Source organism: Gordonia amarae NBRC 15530, assembly GCF_000241345.1.
In the GTDB taxonomy this organism is placed as follows: domain Bacteria; phylum Actinomycetota; class Actinomycetes; order Mycobacteriales; family Mycobacteriaceae; genus Gordonia; species Gordonia amarae.
In genome coordinates this window covers 13545-32788 of sequence record NZ_BAED01000048.1, presented here as the reverse complement: position 1 = coordinate 32788, position 19244 = coordinate 13545, and the positions used below count along the sequence as shown (strand labels likewise).

Annotated in this window: 18 protein-coding genes and 1 riboswitch; of the genes, 12 read left to right on the top strand and 6 right to left on the bottom strand. The window is 67.6% G+C overall.

The window, feature by feature from the left end; all coding sequences use genetic code 11:
- Positions 1-48: 48 nt before the first annotated feature.
- From GOAMR_RS13375 to GOAMR_RS13355, 5 genes are all read right to left on the bottom strand, one after another.
- Entirely contained in the window at positions 49-846 is a 798-nt protein-coding gene (locus tag GOAMR_RS13375; RefSeq protein ID WP_005188535.1) for an ABC transporter ATP-binding protein, read from the bottom strand.
- Entirely contained in the window at positions 843-1898 is a 1056-nt protein-coding gene (locus tag GOAMR_RS13370) for a taurine ABC transporter substrate-binding protein (protein ID WP_244427409.1), read from the bottom strand. Before GOAMR_RS13370 ends, GOAMR_RS13375 begins: the two co-directional genes overlap by 4 nt.
- 32 nt (positions 1899-1930) lie before the next feature.
- Positions 1931-2797, bottom strand: a complete 867-nt coding sequence (locus GOAMR_RS13365) for an ABC transporter permease (protein ID WP_244427408.1) — start codon at positions 2795-2797, stop codon at positions 1931-1933.
- A 645-nt stretch (positions 2798-3442) separates the two neighbouring features.
- Positions 3443-3715, bottom strand: coding sequence for a hypothetical protein (locus GOAMR_RS13360; RefSeq protein ID WP_138943723.1), 273 nt, complete (start codon positions 3713-3715; stop codon positions 3443-3445).
- A 121-nt stretch (positions 3716-3836) separates the two neighbouring features.
- The gene (locus tag GOAMR_RS13355) at positions 3837-4631 is read right to left on the bottom strand and encodes a biotin--[acetyl-CoA-carboxylase] ligase (protein ID WP_005188522.1); all 795 of its coding nucleotides are present in this window, start codon (positions 4629-4631) and stop codon (positions 3837-3839) included.
- 131 nt (positions 4632-4762) lie between these two features.
- On the opposite strand from GOAMR_RS13355, the gene GOAMR_RS13350 reads away from it, so the two are divergent.
- The 8 genes from GOAMR_RS13350 (at position 4763) to GOAMR_RS13315 (ending at position 12624) form a co-directional block, all read left to right on the top strand.
- Complete coding sequence (locus GOAMR_RS13350) at positions 4763-6385, top strand: acyl-CoA carboxylase subunit beta (RefSeq protein ID WP_005188519.1); 1623 nt, start codon at positions 4763-4765, stop codon at positions 6383-6385.
- Positions 6382-6627: an acyl-CoA carboxylase subunit epsilon gene (locus GOAMR_RS13345; RefSeq protein ID WP_005188515.1), complete on the top strand. Its 246-nt coding sequence runs from the start codon at positions 6382-6384 to the stop codon at positions 6625-6627. The genes GOAMR_RS13350 and GOAMR_RS13345 overlap by 4 nt, the downstream gene beginning before the upstream one ends.
- Before the next feature lie 37 nt (positions 6628-6664).
- On the top strand, positions 6665-7306 hold the full coding sequence (locus GOAMR_RS13340) for a Maf family protein (protein WP_005188512.1): 642 nt from the start codon (positions 6665-6667) through the stop codon (positions 7304-7306).
- Positions 7307-7478: 172 nt separating this feature from the next.
- Positions 7479-8369, top strand: coding sequence for a sulfurtransferase (locus GOAMR_RS13335; protein WP_005188509.1), 891 nt, complete (start codon positions 7479-7481; stop codon positions 8367-8369).
- A complete protein-coding gene (locus GOAMR_RS13330; RefSeq protein ID WP_005188505.1) occupies positions 8366-8785 on the top strand; it encodes a SufE family protein in 420 nt (139 codons plus the stop codon). The genes GOAMR_RS13335 and GOAMR_RS13330 overlap by 4 nt, the downstream gene beginning before the upstream one ends.
- A 16-nt stretch (positions 8786-8801) precedes the next feature.
- Entirely contained in the window at positions 8802-10298 is a 1497-nt protein-coding gene (locus GOAMR_RS13325; RefSeq protein WP_005188502.1) for a condensation domain-containing protein, read from the top strand.
- A 180-nt stretch (positions 10299-10478) separates the two neighbouring features.
- Entirely contained in the window at positions 10479-12284 is a 1806-nt protein-coding gene (locus GOAMR_RS13320; RefSeq protein WP_005188499.1) for an acetyl-CoA carboxylase biotin carboxylase subunit, read from the top strand.
- A gap of 1 nt (position 12285) precedes the next feature.
- Complete coding sequence (locus GOAMR_RS13315; RefSeq protein WP_005188496.1) at positions 12286-12624, top strand: hypothetical protein; 339 nt, start codon at positions 12286-12288, stop codon at positions 12622-12624.
- Here the strand turns inward: GOAMR_RS13315 and GOAMR_RS13310 are convergent.
- Entirely contained in the window at positions 12611-13177 is a 567-nt protein-coding gene (locus GOAMR_RS13310; protein ID WP_005188493.1) for a nucleotidyltransferase family protein, read from the bottom strand. The two genes, GOAMR_RS13315 and GOAMR_RS13310, sit on opposite strands and share 14 nt — an antisense overlap.
- 235 nt (positions 13178-13412) lie before the next feature.
- Between GOAMR_RS13310 and uraD (GOAMR_RS13305) the strand changes: the two genes are divergently transcribed.
- From uraD (GOAMR_RS13305) to metE, 4 genes are all read left to right on the top strand, one after another.
- Positions 13413-15410 carry a 2-oxo-4-hydroxy-4-carboxy-5-ureidoimidazoline decarboxylase gene (uraD, locus tag GOAMR_RS13305; protein WP_005188490.1) on the top strand — a complete coding sequence of 666 codons (1998 nt, stop codon included), beginning with the start codon at positions 13413-13415 and terminating at the stop codon, positions 15408-15410.
- A 120-nt stretch (positions 15411-15530) separates the two neighbouring features.
- Positions 15531-16064, top strand: coding sequence for a 2-oxo-4-hydroxy-4-carboxy-5-ureidoimidazoline decarboxylase (uraD, locus tag GOAMR_RS13300; protein WP_040515248.1), 534 nt, complete (start codon positions 15531-15533; stop codon positions 16062-16064).
- Positions 16061-16387, top strand: coding sequence for a hydroxyisourate hydrolase (gene uraH / locus GOAMR_RS13295; RefSeq protein ID WP_005188486.1), 327 nt, complete (start codon positions 16061-16063; stop codon positions 16385-16387). The genes uraD (GOAMR_RS13300) and uraH overlap by 4 nt, the downstream gene beginning before the upstream one ends.
- 107 nt (positions 16388-16494) lie before the next feature.
- A riboswitch (cobalamin riboswitch) is annotated at positions 16495-16697 on the top strand.
- A gap of 162 nt (positions 16698-16859) precedes the next feature.
- Positions 16860-19136, top strand: coding sequence for a 5-methyltetrahydropteroyltriglutamate--homocysteine S-methyltransferase (gene metE, locus GOAMR_RS13290; RefSeq protein ID WP_005188484.1), 2277 nt, complete (start codon positions 16860-16862; stop codon positions 19134-19136).
- Positions 19137-19244: the final 108 nt, after the last annotated feature.

Below are 19244 nucleotides of genomic sequence, written 5' to 3'. Positions count from 1 at the left end.
ACCGATCGGATCCGTTCAGTGCTGAAGGAAACGGATGCGCGGGAACCGTCAGCCGTGCGCTTCGAGAATGAGCCGGGCGAGTTCGGCCTTCTTCGCGGCCAGTTCCGGGGTGCCGAGCACGTCGAGCGAACGCACGCCGGGCTGGTCGTCGCCGGGCAGCACCACCGCCCGGTCGGCGATCACCCGGCCCGGACGGGCACTCATCACGATGACGCGAGTCGCCAGGAACAGCGCCTCCTCCACCGAATGGGTGACGAAGACGATGGTCTTGCGCTCGCGGTGCCACAGGTCGAGCAACTGCACCTGCAGTTGTTCCCGGGTGAACGGGTCGAGCGCGCTGTAGGGTTCGTCCATCAGCACAATGCCCGGATTGTTGACGAACACCCGCGCGATCTGCGCGCGCTGCTGCATGCCGCCGGACAACTCGTAGGGCCGCTTGTCGGCGAAGTCCTTGAGCCCCACCAGATCCAGCGCCTGCAACGCCCGCTCCCCGCGGTCGGCCCGGCTCTCGCCACGGGCCCGCGGCCCGAACTCGACATTGCCGCGCACGCTGAGCCACGGGTACAGCGTCGGCGCCTGGAAAACCACACCGCGGTCGGGGTCCGGCCCGTCGACGGGGGTGCCGCCCACGGTGGCCGACCCGGCGGTCGGGGTGACGAAGCCCGCGAGGATCTGCAGCAGTGTGGTCTTGCCGCAGCCCGACGGGCCGACGACCGCGACGAACTCCCCCGGCTCGATGGTCAGCGATGTCGGGGACAGTGCGATGACCTCCCCGTCCGACGACGGGTACGTCTTGGACACGCCGTCGAGCACGATCGGCTCGGCGACGGTGGTTGGTGCGCTCACTGGGCAACCTCTTTCAATGCGTCGGTGAACAGCCCGTCCCGGTACACCTGCGGCGCCGACACCGTGCTGACACCCCCGTCGGGGGTCGTGTGCAGGAATGTCGCGGTGCTCGTCAATGCCGTGCTCAGTCCGGACTCGGCTCCCTGCGATCCGAAGTACTTGCCGTCGAGCTGATCGCGGGCGGTGAGGTACTTGTAGCCGGCCAGTTGCGGGGTCACCTGGTCGGGCGAGATGCTCAGTTGCGATGCGATGTGGATCGCCGCCTTCTGTTTATCGGTGTTGAGCAGGTTGACCGCCCAGTTCTGCGCGACGGTCCAGTACTTGAGGAACGGTCCGTTCTGCGCGACGAAATCGCTACGGGCACCTTCGAGATCGAAGGTGGGAGCCCCCTGTTCGGCGGTCACCCCGGAATCGTCGATGACGTGTCCGTTCGCCTTGAGCTTGGACAGCACCGGATCCCACACCCAGGCCGCGTCGATTCCGTTGCCCCAGGCGGCGAGCATCGCGTCGGGCTGGGTATTCATCAGCGTGACCTGATCGGTGATGCCAGCCCGATTCAGCGCGGTCAGCAGCGAAAAGTGCGAGGTGCTGGCGAACGGGACGGCAATCTTCTTGCCGCGCAACTGATCCATTGTCCGGATCGCGGGATCGTGCACCACCAGCGACTCAGCCTTGCCGATGACGTCCTGAATCCACACGACCTTCATGTCGATGTCGAGCGGCGCCGACAGTGCCCGGGCGGCGGGTGCCGAACCGAGCAGAGCGATGTCAAGACTGCGGGCTTTGAAGCCCTGCAGAACATCGCCGCCCGAGGAAAATTTGCTCCAGGTGATCTTCGCATTCGGCATGCACGCCTGCAGCAGTGAGGTGTCCTTGACGATCAGGTCACCGTTGGTCACTTCCTGATAACCGATCCTGGCCGTCGTCCGGATTCCCGGATCCGGCTTGACCGGGCAGGAGACCTTTTCGCCGATGGCGCGGCTTTGCTCCGAACGGCCCGATTCCACAATGCAACCGGAGGTGGTCAGGGCGATCACAAGAAGGACCAGCACCGCGCCCAGTGTGTTACGTCGGTTGTGTGTCATCACGCCTTCCCCTGCCACGGCGTCGCCCATGCGCCCACGTATTTGATGAGCAGATCGAGGATCAGCGCGGTGATTCCGATGACGATGATGCAGGCGATCGTCAGCGCCGTATTGGTCTGCTGGCCCGCGTAATAGGCGAGGCCGCCGATACCGGGGATTCCGTTGTTGAGTTCGGCCGCCACGACCGTGGTCCAGGCGAATCCGACGGCCAGCCGGATACCGTTGATCACGGCCGGTAAGGACGCCGGAAGAATGACGTGCGAGACCACGTGCACTCGCGAAGCACCCAGTGCGCGTGCGGCATTGACCTGTGCCTCCTTGACGTCCTGGACGCCGCTGAGGGTGGCGATGGTGATCGCCGGGAACGCTGCGAGAAACAGCAGCCAGATCTTGGAGGCGTCGCCGATGCCGAACCAGACGATCAACAGGCCGATATAGCCGAGCGGTGGCAGCGCGCGAAGGAAATTCAGGTACGGCTCGATCGCCACCGCGATCGGGCGGACTGTGCCCATCAGAAAACCGAGCGGCGGACCCACGACAATCGCCAGACCAACGCCGGCGACGATGCGCTGCAGGCTCGCGATCAGATGTTCCCAGAGAAAGTAGTTCTGTTCGCCGAGCACCTCACGTGGCACACCCGGCGCCACCTGGTGCCAGGTGTTCGCCCGGTAAAAGGCATCCCAGACCGTCCTGGGTGTGGGCAGGAACAGCGGATCCACCCATTTGGCCGCGGTGATCAGCCACCACACCAGAAGAAATACGACAAGGGCTCCGAGCCGGATCGATACGGAACGGACAAAGGGCGGATAACTCCTTGGTAGCCGCAGAAATTGCGGCCAACTCGCCTGATCGGCAATCACACTCACGAGCGACGATCATTCCCGGGCGGGGATGATGACGACAGTGATCCGATCAGGCTGAATGAAAGGGGGCCCTCGGCGTGCGCCAACGAGGATTCCGTGGACTCACGGCCCACGAAATCCCCACGCGGCGCTCAGAGCACAGCGGGCAGGCTCAGCTGCCGGTGCTGCTACCGACGCTGCTACCGGGCCCTTCGGTGCTGCCCATCGACATCGCGTCGAGGATGGACATCAGCCAGTACGGTGTGCACGGATGCACTGACGAACCGACGGGCGGCGGAGTATTCGGCAGACAGGGTGGGGTCACGGGGTAATACACCGGTGGGTGCGGCCGCGGCGGCACCGCACTCGCGGGAGCAGCGCCCAGCACTGCCGGTACCGCGATGGCGATCGAGATCGCGGCGCCGCGGACAAGTCGACGAACGTTCTTCATGATTCCTCACTCAGTAGCGGCCTTGACCATCCATACCTTGCCACCTGCGGCGCCCGACGTCAGCACGACACCCCCGAATCGTTACTTCGGGAGACGAATCGATATCTCAGGATTCCACGACCGGACCGTTGACAACCTGGCCGTTCGCGGACGCGCCGCTCACAGCCTCGGGTCACGCCCAGCGCCGACCCACGCGCCAGATCACACCGCGACGCCGGTCAGGATTCGAACTTCAGGTTGTCGAAAGAAAACGTGAAGTCCGGTAGCTTCCCGCTCGCACTGCCGCTCGCCGCGCTGGAGAGTATGGAGCCGAAGAAATAGAGCGGATCTTCATAGCAAGCAGCGGTCGGATCAGTGAATATCGGGGCTACGCACCCCTCGCCGCCATTCACTACCGGCTCCGCCGATGCGGGGGAATCGGCCATGACCGGCGATAACGCGAGACCGAGGCCGACGGCACCGGCGATAATCGAGTTTCGGACAATCGTCATGAGAACCTCCAAAGCGAAATTTGTCCTCTACCGACGCTCGCACCGCACCCCGGCCGGGGCAACCCCGAGGGCGGGATTCGTACGAACGAACCACACCCCTCGGCCGGCCCTCTCGTGCTGGTCAGTCGGCGACGCGCAGGTGCGTGACGTCGCCTGCGGTGGCGCCGATGCGCTCACCCGCGGCCGTCTCCAGGATCACGCGGCCGTCGGAGTCGACGTCGACGGCCGTGCCGATGACGTCCTGGTCGCCGGGGGCGATGAGGCGGACGCGGCGGCCGATGGTGTCGCAGCGGTCGCGGTAGGCGGCGGCGAGAGCGATGAGGTCGTCGGGCCAGCCGTAGAGCACCGCGTCGAGTTGCGCGAGAACGTCACCGGTGAGGGTCTGGACGTCGACGGGGGCACCGGTGGCGATGCCGAGCGAGGTGGCCGTGGGGACCGGGAGCTGGTCGGGGGTCATGTCGGTGTTGATGCCGATACCGATGATCGCGATCCCACCGTCGGCGGCGGGTGCGTATTCGGAGAGGATGCCGCAGACCTTGGCGCCGTCGACGAGGACGTCGTTGGGCCATTTCAGCACGGCCTTGACCCCCATCGAGTCGATGGCCCGCGCCACCGCGACACCCGCGAGCAGCGACATCCAGCCGAGTCGGTCCGCGTGCGAGCCGACCGCGACCGCGGCGGAGATGGCCACCGACGACCCGGAGGGTGCGGTCCAGGTGCGTCCGTGACGGCCGCGGCCACCGGTCTGGTCCGTCGTGATCAGCACCGAACCGGCGACCTCCGAAGTGCCCTCGGCGGCGGCGCGCGCGAGCAGGTCGGCGTTGGTCGACGCCGTCGACCCGACCACCTCGATGCTGTGCCATCGCGTGTCGGAGAGTCTGTCGGCGAGGTCCTGGGCATCGGGTGTCGGGCTCATGATCTGCAGAGCCTACCGGCCCGAAAAGGCAGCCAGATCACCGTCCCGACCGAGCGCTCGGGAACATGAGGAAAATCTCACATTGGGAGTAGTTGACGTACGTCACAGCGATGTCGTTAGCATCGTTGTTCATGACCTCTGCGCAATCCCAAGGCGGCACGCCTGACATCCACACCACAGCGGGGAAACTCGCCGATCTGCGTAACCGGCTCGACGAGACCCTGCACCCCGTCGGCGAGGGCGCCGTCACCAAGGTGCATGAGAGGGGCAAGCTCACCGCGCGTGAGCGCATCACCCACCTGCTCGACGAGGGTTCGTTCGTCGAGCTGGACGCGCTGGCCCGCCACCGCAGCACCAACTTCGGCCTCGGCGACCGCCGCCCTGTCGGCGACGGCGTGGTGTCCGGCTACGGCACCATCGACGGCCGCGAGGTGTGCATCTTCAGCCAGGACTCCACTGTCCTCGGCGGCAGCCTCGGTGAGGTCTACGGCGAGAAGATCGTCAAGGTCATGGATCTCGCGGTCAAGACAGGCCGGCCGCTGATCGGCATCAACGACGGCGCGGGCGCCCGCATCCAGGAGGGCGTGGTCTCGCTCGGCCTCTACGGCGAGATCTTCCACCGCAACGTGCGCGCCTCGGGTGTCATCCCGCAGATCTCACTGATCATGGGCGCCGCCGCCGGTGGTCACGTGTACTCCCCCGCCCTCACCGACTTCGTGGTGATGGTCGACCAGACCAGCCAGATGTTCATCACCGGCCCCGACGTGATCAAGACGGTCACCGGCGAGGAGGTGACGATGGAGGAGCTCGGCGGTGCGCACACGCACATGTCCAAGTCGGGCACCGCCAGCTACGTCGGCTCCGACGAGGAGGACGCGCTCGACTACGTGCGTGAACTGCTGTCGTACCTGCCGAGCAACAACCGCAGCGAGCCGCCGCGCACCGCGGCACCGCAGCCGGTCGGCTCCATCGAGGACTCCCTGAATGAGGAGGACCTCGAACTCGACACCCTGATCCCCGACTCGCCGAACCAGCCGTACGACATGCACGAGGTCATCCGGCGCATCCTCGACGACGACGAGTTCCTCGAGGTTCAGGCCGAGTACGCCACCAACATCATCGTCGGCTTCGGCCGCGTCGACGGGCGCAGCGTCGGCATCGTCGCCAACCAGCCCACCCAGTTCGCCGGTTGCCTCGACATCAACGCCTCAGAGAAGGCCGCCCGCTTCGTGCGCACCTGCGACGCGTTCAACATCCCGATCATCACCCTGGTCGACGTTCCCGGCTTCCTGCCCGGCACCGACCAGGAGTACAACGGCATCATCCGCCGCGGCGCCAAGCTGCTGTACGCCTACGGCGAGGCCACCGTCGGCAAGATCACCGTCATCACCCGCAAGGCCTACGGCGGCGCGTACGACGTCATGGGCTCCAAGCACATGGGCGCCGACGTCAACCTGGCGTGGCCGACCGCCCAGATCGCGGTCATGGGCGCCTCCGGCGCGGTCGGGTTCGTCTACCGCAACCGCCTCAAGGAGGCCGCCGCGAACGGCGAGAACGTCGACGACCTCCGGCTGGAACTGCAGCAGGAGTACGAGGACACCCTCGTCAATCCGTACGTGGCCGCCGAGCGCGGGTACGTCGACGCGGTGATCCCGCCGAGCCACACCCGCGGCCAGATCGCGACGGCGCTGCGCCTGCTCGAACGCAAGGTGGTCAACCTGCCGCCGAAGAAGCATGGGAACATTCCCCTGTGAGCGACAACAACGAGCAGAACGCCCAGGACGGGACTCAGCAGCCCGAACGCCCGTTCCTGCAGGTCGTCAAAGGTAACCCGACCGACGAGGAGACCGCGGCGCTGACCGTGGTGCTGGCCGCGGCGGCCGGTAACGGCGGCGGTACACCCGAACCCGAGGCCCGCAACGACTGGGGTAACTACGAGGAGCGGCTGCGCGGGCCGTGGGGGATGCCGACGAGCTTCACCCACCTGCGCCGCTGACGGGGTGGCAGAAAATCTCTCGGGACACGGCGCTCATGTGGTGTTGGGGTCGGCCTCTCCCGCACGCCTGAAGGTGCTGCGGGATGCCGGCCTCGACCCCGAGGTCGTGGTCTCCTACGTCGACGAGGACGCGATTCTCGCCGAACTCGCCGGTGCCGAACCCGCCGAGGTGGTGGTACGCCTGGCCGCGGCCAAGGCCGCCGAGGTCTGCGCCACGATCGTCGGCCGCGACGACTCGTCGACCACCGACACCGTGGTACTGACCTGTGACTCGATGCTGCTGCTCGAGGGTGAACTCAGCGGCAAGCCGCACACCGCCGACGTGGCGCGCGCCCAGTGGCGACGCATGCGCGGCGGCACCGGCGAGTTGCTGACCGGTCATCATGTCACCCGCATCACCGGCGGTGCCCTCGCCGGTCAGGCGTCCCGGACCGCGTCGACGACCATCCATTTCTCCGAGATCGACGACGCCACCATCGACGCTTACGTCGCCACCGGCGAACCCCTGTCCGTGGCCGGTGCGTTCACCCTCGACAGCCTCGGCGGCTGGTTCGTCGACCGCATCGACGGCGACCCGTCGTCGGTCGTCGGTATCGGTCTGCCGACGGTCCGCGAGCTCCTCGCGGCGGTGGGCGTGGACGTCACCGCGTTGTGGCGACACGCCGGGCCCACAACGTAGGCCGCTGCCCGCACGCCGACAGCGGGTAGTAGGTACTCTCGACTCTCGGATACGCAGTTCTCCGGCGCCGGGCAGCCCACCCGGCGTGTCCACACCCGGTGTCCCACCGTTCCCGGTTCCGCGGGCGTCGCGGCCGGGACCGGATGTCCACCCCCAGAAAGGGAACCCGCACGTGAGCGTCGAAACCGACCCGAATCCCGCATTCGCCGGCTATGCCCACCCCGAGCGGCTCGTGTCCGCTCAGTGGCTGTCCGCGCATATCGGCACCCCGGGTCTGAAGATCGTCGAATCCGACGAGGATGTGCTGCTCTACGACATCGGCCACATCCCGACCGCGCAGAAGATCGACTGGCACCTGCACCTGAACGATCCGGTGACCCGCGACTACATCAATGGCGAACAATTCGCCGAGCTGATGCGCAGCAAGGGCATCAGCCGCGACGACACCGTCGTCATCTACGGCGACAAGAGCAACTGGTGGGCCGCGTACGCGATGTGGGTGTTCACCCTGTTCGGCCATCCCGATGTGCGCCTGCTCGACGGCGGCCGCGACGCCTGGCTCGCCGAGGACCGCGACACCTCGTTCGACGTCCCCGAGTTCCCGCGCTCGGACTATCCGGTCATCGAACGCGACGACAGCAAGATCCGCGCCTTCGCCGCCGACGTGCGGGCCGCGCTGGGCACCGTGCCACTGGTGGACGTGCGCTCGCCGCAGGAGTACACGGGCGAACGCACCCACATGCCCGACTACCCGCAGGAGGGTGCGCTGCGCGGCGGCCACATCCCCACAGCGGTGTCCATCCCGTGGGCCAAGGCCGCCGCCCCCGACAGCCGGTTCCGCAGTCGCGCCGAACTCGATGACGTGTACGCGGGCCTGGATCCGCACACCCCCACCATCGCCTACTGCCGCATCGGCGAGCGGTCGAGCCACACCTGGTTCGTCCTGACGTACCTGCTCGGTTTCGACGACGTCAAGAACTACGACGGCTCGTGGACCGAGTGGGGCAACACGGTGCGGGCACCCATCGTCATGGGTGACGAACCCGGCGCGGCACCGGCGTGAGCGTCCCGGAGGCGCTCGCCGAGATCGTCGACGACTTCGCGGCGCTCTCCGATCCCGACAAGGTGCGATTGCTGCTGGAGTTCGCCGGGGAGCTTCCCGACCTGCCCGACCAGCTGCGCACCGAGGCGATGGAACCTGTACCGGAGTGTCAGTCGCCGGTGTTCCTGTCGGTGGACGCCTCCGAACCCGAGCATGTGCGGCTCTACTTCAGCGCACCGCCGGAGGCCCCGACCACCCGCGGCTTCGCGTCGATCCTGTTCCAGGGACTCGACGGGGCATCGGCCGAGGAGATCCTCGGGGTTCCCGGCGACTTCTACCACGATCTGGGCCTGGACAAGTCGGTGAGCCCGTTGCGCCTGCGCGGCATGGCCGGCATCCTCGGCCGGATCAAAGCGGCTGTGCGCCGCCAGATCTGACGAACGGACGTCCGGCATGAAGTTCGTCCAGATTCTCGAGGAGCCCATCGCGCCGGGCGGGCTGGTGGAGTGGACCCCGTTCGTGCCCGGTGGGCTCGGCGAGTGGAGCACCGACTCGCGGCCCACCTCCCACAACCATGAACAGCATCTGCGGTCGGCGTTCGCGTACCGGCTGCGCACGCGTCGCGAGGGCGGCCGCGAATCGTGGCTGGGTCTGGCGATCGAGTTCGACGAGCCGTTGTCGATCCCGGCGCTGCGTTCGGCGCTGCTGACCTGGATCGACCGGCACGAGGTGCTGCGCAGTCATGTGGTCCTCAAAGGCATCCGGCCCCAGGACGGCGCGCCCGGTCTGGTGCGGCTGACCACCGGACCGGGAACGGTGCACCTGCGCATGGGCAAGGTGGGCTGGTACTCGGATCCGGCGCCGATGATGGATCAGATCGCGGGCTCCTTCGACCGGGCCACCGCTCCCCTGCACTGGCCCGCGTACATGTTCTCCACCGTCGCCCGCGAACACTCGTTCACGCTGCTGTTCGCGGGCGACCATTCGCTGCTGGACGGCTACTCGCTCATCGTCGCGCAGAACGAATTGGTGACCCTCTACCGTGCCGCCCGCGACCATGTCACCCCAGCCCTTCCCGACGCGGGCAGCTACGTCGACTTCAGCGCCCACGAACGCAGGCTCGCCGACGAGACGGGACCGGACCATCCCGCGATCGAGGCGTGGACGACATTCCTGCGGACGGGACACGGACAGATGCCACGCTTCGCCGCCGCCGAACGCAGCCTGCCCCCGGTGTCCCACCCGGCCGACGCCACCGCTGCCCCCGAACCCGAACCCGAGTCCGGACCGCCGCAGGAGTCGCTCACCGAACTGCTTCTCGACGACGAGCAGACCAACCGCTTCACCGCGGTCTGCTCCGAGGCCGGGGGCTCGCTGTTCGCCGGGGTGCTGGCGGCGATGGCGATCGTCTACCACGACATGACCGGCGACACGGAGTTCCGGACCGTCATGCCCCGGCACACCCGCGACAGTCCCGAGTGGCTCACCTCGCTCGGCTGGTTCGTGGGCCTGGCCCCGGTCTGCCTGGACATGTCCGACTCGCCGACGTTCGGTCAGTTGATCGTGCGCGCCACCGCCGAGCTCAAGCACGGCCGGGTCGGGTCCACGCTGCCGTATCTGCGGGTCGCCGAGCTGATCGGGGGCGCCCACCCCGACGTGGTGGCCGGTGAGCCCCGCTTCGCGCTGTCGTTCATCGACACCCGGTACGCGCCTGGTGCGGCCGACGCCGACGCCGGCCGGGCCCGGGTGCTGCGCAGCCACAGCTACGCGCCGGAGGAGGTGTTCATCTGGATCAACCGGACTCCCGGTGGCCTGCGGGTCTCGGCCCGCTACCCGGCCGCCGACGCCACCGACCCGTCGACGGGCGACCTGGTGGGCACGTTCATCCACCGGTTCGCCGACCTGCTCCGAAGCACCGGCGACCGCAGCACTTTCGCTACCGACGGGTAACGCCGACCCTGCTACCGAGCAATCGTTCGGTGCGCTAGGGTAAGTCGCGGAACCGACGACACTTACACTGAAGTGTCGTCGGTCACGCTTCGCCATCCATGAGACGGACGACGCGATCCACCCGTCCGAGCAACACGAGAAGCGCCTCACCATAGACGGTGCGGCAGCCCAGGAGAACCAGTGCCCACTCCCTCTGCGAACACATCCCAAGGCATCAGCAAGGTCCTCATCGCCAACCGCGGCGAGATCGCCGTACGCGTGATCCGTGCGGCCCGTGATGCCGGTATTCCCAGCGTCGCCGTGTACGCCGAGCCGGACGCCGAAGCCCTCTTCGTGAAGCTCGCCGACGAGGCGTTCGCCCTCGGCGGCCAGACCTCCGCCGAGTCGTATCTCGTCTTCGACAAGATCCTCGACGCCGCCGCCAAGTCCGGCGCCAACGCCATCCACCCCGGGTACGGCTTCCTGTCGGAGAACGCCGACTTCGCCCAGGCCGTCATCGACGCCGGGCTGATCTGGATCGGTCCGTCGCCCAGCTCGATCCGCGACCTCGGTGACAAGGTCACCGCCCGCCACATCGCACTCAAGGCGAATGCTCCGATGGCGCCGGGGACCAAGGATCCGGTCGCCAATGCCGACGAGGTCGTCGCCTTCGCCCAGGAACACGGCGTTCCGGTGGCCATCAAGGCCGCCTTCGGCGGTGGTGGCCGCGGCATGAAGGTCGCCTACACCATCGATGAGATCCCGCACCTGTTCGAGTCGGCCACCCGTGAGGCCATCGCCGCCTTCGGCCGCGGCGAGTGCTTCGTCGAGCGCTACCTCGACAAGGCCCGCCACGTCGAGGCTCAGGTCATCGCCGACCAGCACGGCAACGTGGTGGTCGCCGGCACCCGTGACTGCTCGCTGCAGCGCCGTTTCCAGAAGCTCGTCGAGGAGGCCCCCGCGCCGTTCCTGACCGACGAGCAGCGCACCAAGATCCACGAGTCCGCCAAGGCCATCTGCCGCGAGGCCGGCTACTACGGCGCCGGTACCGTCGAGTTCCTGGTGGGCAACGACGGTCTGGTCTCCTTCCTGGAGGTCAACACCCGCCTGCAGGTCGAGCACCCGGTCACCGAGGAGACCGCGGGCATCGACCTGGTCCGCCAGCAGTTCCGCATCGCCAACGGCGAGAAACTGGAGTTCTCCGAGGACCCGGCCCCGCGCGGCCACGCCTTCGAGTTCCGCATCAACGGCGAGGACGCCGGCCGCGGCTTCCTGCCCGCCCCCGGCCCCATCAGCGTCTACTCCGAGCCCTCGGGCCCGGGTGTGCGTGTCGACTCCGGCGTGGTCCAGGGCGACGTGATCGGCGGCCAGTTCGACTCGATGCTGGCCAAGCTGATCGTCACCGGCGAGACCCGCGAGCAGGCACTCGAGCGCGCCCGCCGCGCCCTCGACGAGTTCCAGGTGGAGGGCCTGGCCACGGTGCTGCCGTTCCACCGGCACATCGTCTCCAACCCGGCTTTCATCGGCGACGGCGAGAAGTTCGACGTCTACACCAAGTGGATCGAGACCGACTGGGTCAACCCGATCGAGCCGTACACCGGCGGCCAGCCCATCGAGGACGACGACGCCGCTCCCCGCCAGAAGGTCGTCGTCGAGATCGGCGGACGCCGCGTCGAGGTGTCGCTGCCGGGCGATCTGGCCCTGGGCGGCAACGGTGGCGGAGCCGGCGCCGGCGTCATCCGCAAGAAGCCGAAGGCCCGCACCAAGAAGAAGGGCGGCGGCGCCGCGGCTTCGGGCGACTCGGTGACCGCGCCGATGCAGGGCACCGTCGTCAAGGTGGCCGTCGAGGAGGGCCAGGAGGTCGCCGAGGGCGAGCTCGTGGTGGTGCTCGAGGCCATGAAGATGGAAAACCCGGTGACCGCGCACAAGGCCGGCACCGTCACGGGCCTGTCGGTGGAGGCCGGTGCGGCCGTCACCCAGGGCACCGTGCTGCTGGAAATCAAATAGTTTGGAACCAGTCGAGATCAACGCCGGGACGTGGTACCTGCGTGCGCTTCGTGCGGACACACGGGTTTCCGACGTCCCGGCGTTGGCCGATCTCGGGGTCGATGACCCGGCCGGCTGCGTGACCCGCGCCGCCGACGGCTGGACCACCGAGACCCTGTTCACCTGGGCCGTATGCATCCCCACCACCGGCGAACTCGTCGCCCTGGTCACCGTCACCCCGTCCGGCGACGCCGCCGTACGGGAGGGCTGGGCCCGCGACGGCTACGACGACGCCCTGGCCGCCGCCCTCGATCCGGTGGGACGCTTCACCGAAGGCATGCTCGGACTCACCATCGGCTGAGCGGTGTGTCGATGTCGCGGCCAGTGGCCAGGTCGCCGCATTCCACTGTCACCACGTCGCGCCCCCGCGCCGCCAGATAGGCCCCCGCACCGGTATCACCGTGCACCGTGGCCAGCACCCCGGGGAGGTGATCGCGCCCGAGGTAGACCGGATGACCGGGCCTGTCGTCGTACACCGCGCGCACCAGCGCCGACGGCGCTCGCCGGCTTTCGCTCAGCACGCGCCGAACGGCCCTGCCGCCCACATCGGGCGTGTCAACAACATGTAAAACCACTCCGGCGCAATCGGCGGTCGCGAGCGCCCGTTCGAGCACCGCGCGCACCGTCGCCGACAGGCCCGAGGCCCACTTTCTGACGAGGAGCACCCCGGCGCCCGGCGGGGGTTCCACCACTGCGGCTCCCATCGCGACCACCGCCTCGTCGCAGCCGCCATCCAGCAGTGCGCCGACCGCAAACCTCAGCCAGTCACCTTGGTGTGCAAGGATTTTCGGTGATCCATAGCGCGTCCCAGCACCCGCGGCGAGCACCGCGCCCAGCACCATCGCATCACCCATCGTCGCTCCTCACCCGGTACCGCACAGCCCGCCCGCCGCCATTCACACGCCGCTCCCTGATGGCCCGTTTCGCACCGTTTTACCCGGAAGAAACACGGCGATCTCGCCCAGCGCCGCGTGCGACTTAGGTCCACTATTTACACCTGCCACTGTCCGTCAGCGGACCGAATGTGGCATAGCGGACCCCACCCGCCGGGAGGCGGGCGAATCTCCACCAGTGGAAGGTGCGACATCGATGGCCACAGACTCCGCTGCCGGAAAGGCAGCCCCGAAGCGTAAACGGGTCCACGAAGTAGACCAGGTGCCACCGCCCGGCAAACTCGTCGCCCTCGGCGTCCAGCACGTCGTGGCGTTCTACGCCGGAGCCGTGCTCGTCCCCCTGCTCATCGCGCGCGCGATCGGTCTCGACGACGAAGCCCTGACGATGCTGATCACCGCCGACCTGTTCACCTGCGGCATCGCCTCACTGCTGCAGGCCGTCGGCATCTGGAAGATCGGTGTGCGGCTGCCCTTGCTGCAGGGCATCACCTTCGCCACCCTGGCGCCGGTCATCAAGATCGCCAACGATCACGCGGGTGAGGGCGAGCACGCCGCCCGCGTGGGCCTGCAGACCGTCTACGGTGCGGTGATCGCGGCGGGCATCTTCACCTTCCTGATCGCGCCGTACTTCGCCAAGCTGATCCGCTTCCTGCCGCCGGTGGTCACCGGCACACTGATCACCATCATCGGCGTGTGCCTGATCCCGGTCGGCGCAGGTGACGCGGTCAGCGATCCGGCCAAGCACCTGCACGACTCGGCCAACCCGCGCTGGGTGCTGTACGCGCTCGGCACCATCATCCTGATCGTGCTGATGCAGCGCTTCCTCAAGGGCTTCCTGTCGACGATCGCGATCCTGCTCGGCCTGGTCGTGGCAACGTTCGTGGCCTGGCTGCTCGGCGATGCGACGTTCGACCGGGTGGGCGAAGCCGACTGGCTCGGCTTCACGCCGCCGTTCGCGTTCGGCGCACCCCGCTGGGATGTCGTGGCCATCGTGTCGATGATCGTGGTGCTGCTGGTGGTGGCCGTCGAGTCGACCGGCTCGATCTTCGCAACCGGCGAGATCGTCGGCAAACGCATCAAGAAGGAGGACGTGGCCGCCGCGATCCGCGCCGACGGCCTGGCCACCGTGATCGGCGGTTCGTTCAACTCGTTCCCCTACACCGCGTTCTCGGAGAACGTCGGCCTGGTCCGCATGACCGGCGTCAAGAGCCGCTGGGTGGTGGCCGCCGCCGGCGTCATCATGATGCTGCTCGGCCTGTTCCCGAAGATGGCCAAGGTGGTCGAGTCGATCCCCGCGCCGATCCTCGGCGGTGCGGCCCTCATCATGTTCGCCACGGTCGCGATCGTCGGTATTCAGACGCTCACCAAGGTCGACTTCACCGATCACCGCAACCTGATCATCGCCGCCACCTCGCTGGCCGTGGCGCTGTACGTGGAGGAGTCGCAGTCCTCGGCACCGTCGCAGGTGATCAACAAGGCGGGAGAGGTCGTCGACATCAGCGCCATTCCCGGCGTCGATGAGGCGATGCCCAACATCCTTCTGCAGATCCCGTTCTCGACGGGCATCACGATGGGTGCGATCACCGCGATCCTGCTGAACCTGTTGTTCTTCCATGTCGGTGCCCGCGGGCCGAAGGTGGCCGGTGGCGGTGCCATCACCCTCGACGAGGTCAACAAGATGACCCCCGAACGCTTCCACGACACCTTCGGCACGGTCGTCCAGGACGTCGGCTGGGTGGTCGACCGCGCCTACGATCAGCGCCCGTTCGAGGACGTGCACGATCTGCGCAGCGCCTTCCAGGAGGCCATGCTCACCGGCAGCGACGAGGAGCAGATGCAGCTCATCCGGTCGTTCCCCGACCTCGGGGCCGAGGACGAGGAGACCGGCGAGATGGTGGCCGTCGATCACAAGGGCCTGTCGCAGCTCGAGGAGAACGAACACGAGAACGTGGTCAATCTGTCGGCCGCCTATCGTGAGCATTTCGGCTTTCCGCTGGTCATCTGCGCCCGGGAGACCGAACGCTACGACCGGGTGCTGCGCAACGGCTGGGCCCGCATGGACAATTCGGAGACGAGTGAGAAGTCGTTCGCGCTCATCGAGATCGCGAAGATCGCCAACTACCGGTTCGACGACCTGGTGGCCGACGCCAACCCGATCACCTCGGCGCGATTCAACAGGCAACCCGAACTCTAGAAGGTGTGTCCCGGCTCCCGGTGGTGGTCCGCACCGCCACCGGGAGCCGGGACCCCGCGACAAGCAACAAGTCACAGTCCCGGCGCGCCCCGCGCCGGATATCCCCCTAAGGTAGGACCCGTGCGAAGGGTTGATTGGCGAGGTTTGCCCAGTTTCAACGAACTCACCGAAAGGCAGGCGATCAGCACGCTTTACGCGTGCTGCAGCTCGACGATCTGGGCGATCCGCGTGGCGGCGGCGCGTCCCTTTTCCGACGACGAGGCGCTGCTGGAGTATGCCGACCTGATCCTGGCCGAGCTGAGCGAGGGCGACCTCGACGAGGCGCTGTCGGGCCACCCCCGGATCGGCGACCGCGCCGACAATCCGTCGTCGGCGCGTGAGCAGTCGGGCGTCACCGGTGCCGATGCGGCGGTACTGGCCGAACTCAAAGAACTCAACGCCGCCTACGAGGACCGCTTCGGCCACGTCTACCTGGTGTTCGCCAACGGCAGGCCGGCCGCCGAACTGCTGGCGATCCTCAAGGAACGCATCCGCAACGACCCGGCCACCGAACGCCGGGTGATGCGTGCGGAGCTGGCAAAGATCAACCGCAGCAGGCTGATCCGCATGCTCACCCCCGCCGGAGGTCTCAACGAAGAGGGAGCCGCATCATGACCGGACTGTCCACCCACGTACTCGACGCCGTAACCGGCGCTCCCGCAACAGGTGTGGCGGTGTCACTGCAAGACGCCTCCGGCACCGAACTGAGTTCCGGCACCACCGACGCCGACGGACGTATCTCCCAGATCAACACCGCTGCACTGGTGGCCGGTATCTACCATCTGGTGTTCGACACCGGAAGCTGGTTCTCCGAGAACGACATCAAAGCCTTCTACCCGGAGGTCGACATCTGTTTCGAGGTCGATGATCCCGGCCGCCACTACCACGTTCCGGTGCTGCTGAGCCCGTTCGCCTATTCCACCTATCGCGGCAGCTGACCGCTCCTCACCCTTAGATGCCCATGCGCCGGTGGCGTATGGGCGTCTGTGTGTCCGGACACCTCAGGGTTGGCCGGTGGCATCACCATCGCTATGGTGGACGGCGCAACTGGTTCGCCGACCGGAGCAACTATGGAGCCCCTGCGCCCCGATCGGCGACGACAAGAGGGAATCCGGTGTGAATCCGGAACTGTCCCGCAGCGGTATGCCGGAACGACCGCCGTCTATCAGCACTGGGTGAGAGCCCGGGAAGCGACGGCCAGTAGGAGCGCAGCAAGCGCACGCCGGTAAGTCCGAAGACCTGCCTGTTGTACCGGGCGCGCCGCGTCCGGTGACTCACCGCCTCGTGGATAAGGGCGAGTGGTCGACAGGCGTTTCGGCGTGCCCTTTCCCGGGCGGCGCCGACGGGGCCCCGAGACTTCTCTCCGCAAGGGCGGTGGTCATCCACTTGCATTGCAGGAGAACACTACTCATGCCGAACAACTACCGGCCGTTCACCACTACCGTGCTCGGGACACCCCGGATCGGGCCGAACCGCGAACTCAAGCGCGCCGTCGAGGGCTACTGGGCCGGACGGGTAGCGGCCGCCGAACTGGCCGAAACGGCCGCCGGGCTGCGTCGCGACACCTGGACCCGCTTGAAAGACAACGGATTCGACTCCATTCCGGTCAACACCTTCTCGTTCTACGACCAGGTCCTCGACACCGCGGTCATGCTCGACGCGCTCCCCGCCCGGGTCGCGGCCATCGCCGATCCGCTGGACCGCTACTTCGCCGCCGCCCGCGGCAACGCCGATGTCACTCCGCTGGAGATGACGAAGTGGTTCGACACCAACTACCACTACCTGGTCCCGGAGATCGGCCCGGACACCGTCTTCACGTTGCGCCCGGAGAAGATCCTCGCCGAGGTCGCACAGGCGCACGCGCTCGGCATCCCGGCGCGTCCCGTCGTGGTCGGCCCGATCACCTTCCTGACCCTCGCCAAGGCCGTCGACGGCGCGGCGGCACCGATCACCCGCATCGATGACGTGCTGCCCGCCTACTTCGAGTTGCTCGACCACCTCGTCGACGCCGGCGTCGAATGGGTGCAGTTCGATGAGCCGTCGCTGGTCACCGACGCGATCAACGGCCTCCCCGAGCTGGCCGAGGCCGTCTACGGGCGGCTATCGGCGGTCACCCGCCGCCCGGCGCTGCTGGTGGCCACCTACTTCGGTGATCCCGGTTCCGCGCTCGGTGCGCTGGCCCGCACCGGCGTCGAAGGTATCGCCGTCGACCTGGTCGAGGGCGACGTAGCCGCCGTCGCCGCGGTTCCGGAACTGGCGAACAAGCTGGTGGTGGCGGGCGTGGTCGACGGCCGCAATATCTGGCGCACCGATCTCGACCACGCACTCGGGACCCTGGCCACCCTCCTCGGGTCCGCCGGTTCGCTGGCCGTGTCCACCTCCTGCTCGACGCTGCACGTGCCGTACAGCCTCGAACCCGAGACCGGCCTCGACGACAATCTGCGCGGCTGGCTGGCCTTCGCCGACGAGAAGTACACCGAGGTATCGGTCCTGGCAAAGGCGCTGCGCGACGGCCGCGAATCGCGGGCCGCGGCCTTCGACGCGAGCCGTGCCGCCCTGGCGACCCGGGTCACGGACCCCCGCTTGCACAACGAAGAGGTCCGGTCCCGGCTGGCCGCGATCACCGACGCCGATGTGACCCGCGGCGAGGCGAGCACCCGGCTGGACCGCCAGCAGGCGAAGCTGGGCCTGCCCGCGCTGCCGACCACCACGATCGGCTCCTACCCGCAGACCTCGGCCATCCGGATCGCGCGGGCCGCGCTACGCAAGGGCGAGATCGACGAGGCCGCCTACGTGGAGAAGATGCGCGCCGAGATCGCCGACGTGATCGCGCTGCAGGAGAAAATCGGCCTGGACGTGCTGGTGCACGGCGAACCCGAACGCAACGACATGGTGCAATACTTCGCCGAGCAACTCGACGGTTTCGTCGCCACCGCCAACGGCTGGGTGCAGTCGTACGGCACCCGCTGCGTGCGGCCGCCGATCCTGTACGGCGATGTCGTTCGGCCGCAAGCCATGACGGTTGAGTGGATCAGCTACGCACAGTCGCTGACCGGGAAGCCGGTCAAGGGCATGCTCACCGGTCCGGTGACGATTCTGGCCTGGTCGTTCGTCCGCAACGACCAGTCGCTCGCCGACTCGGCGAACCAGATCGCGCTGGCCATCCGCGATGAGACGGTGGATCTGGAGCGCTCCGGTGCGGCCATCATCCAGGTGGACGAGCCCGCCCTGCGCGAGCTGCTGCCGCTGCGGGACGCCGACAAACCGGCGTACCTGAACTGGGCGGTGCGGGCGTTCCGGCTGTCCACTTCCGGTGTCGCCGACGACACGCAGATCCACACCCATCTGTGCTACTCGGAGTTTGGTGAGGTCATCGGCGCGATCGCGGCTCTGGACGCCGACGTCACCTCCATCGAGGCGGCCCGGTCGAAGATGGAGGTGCTCGACGACCTCAACGCCGCCGGCTTCGCCAACGGTGTTGGTCCTGGTGTCTACGACATCCACTCCCCGCGCGTTCCCTGCACCGCGGAGATCGCCGAATCACTTTCGGCGGCAATCAAAGCCATTGATCCGAAACGCCTGTGGGTCAACCCCGACTGCGGCCTGAAGACCCGCGGCGCCGACGAGGTGGTGGCATCCCTGACCAACCTCGTCGAGGCGACGCAGCAGGTCCGCGCCGGTCTGTAGCAGGACCCCCGCTGGTTGAGGTGTGAGGAGCGCAAGCGACGAGCCTCGAAACCCCGCAAGATGACATTGTCGTCTCACCAGGTTTCGAGGCTCGGTCGCTGGGCAACC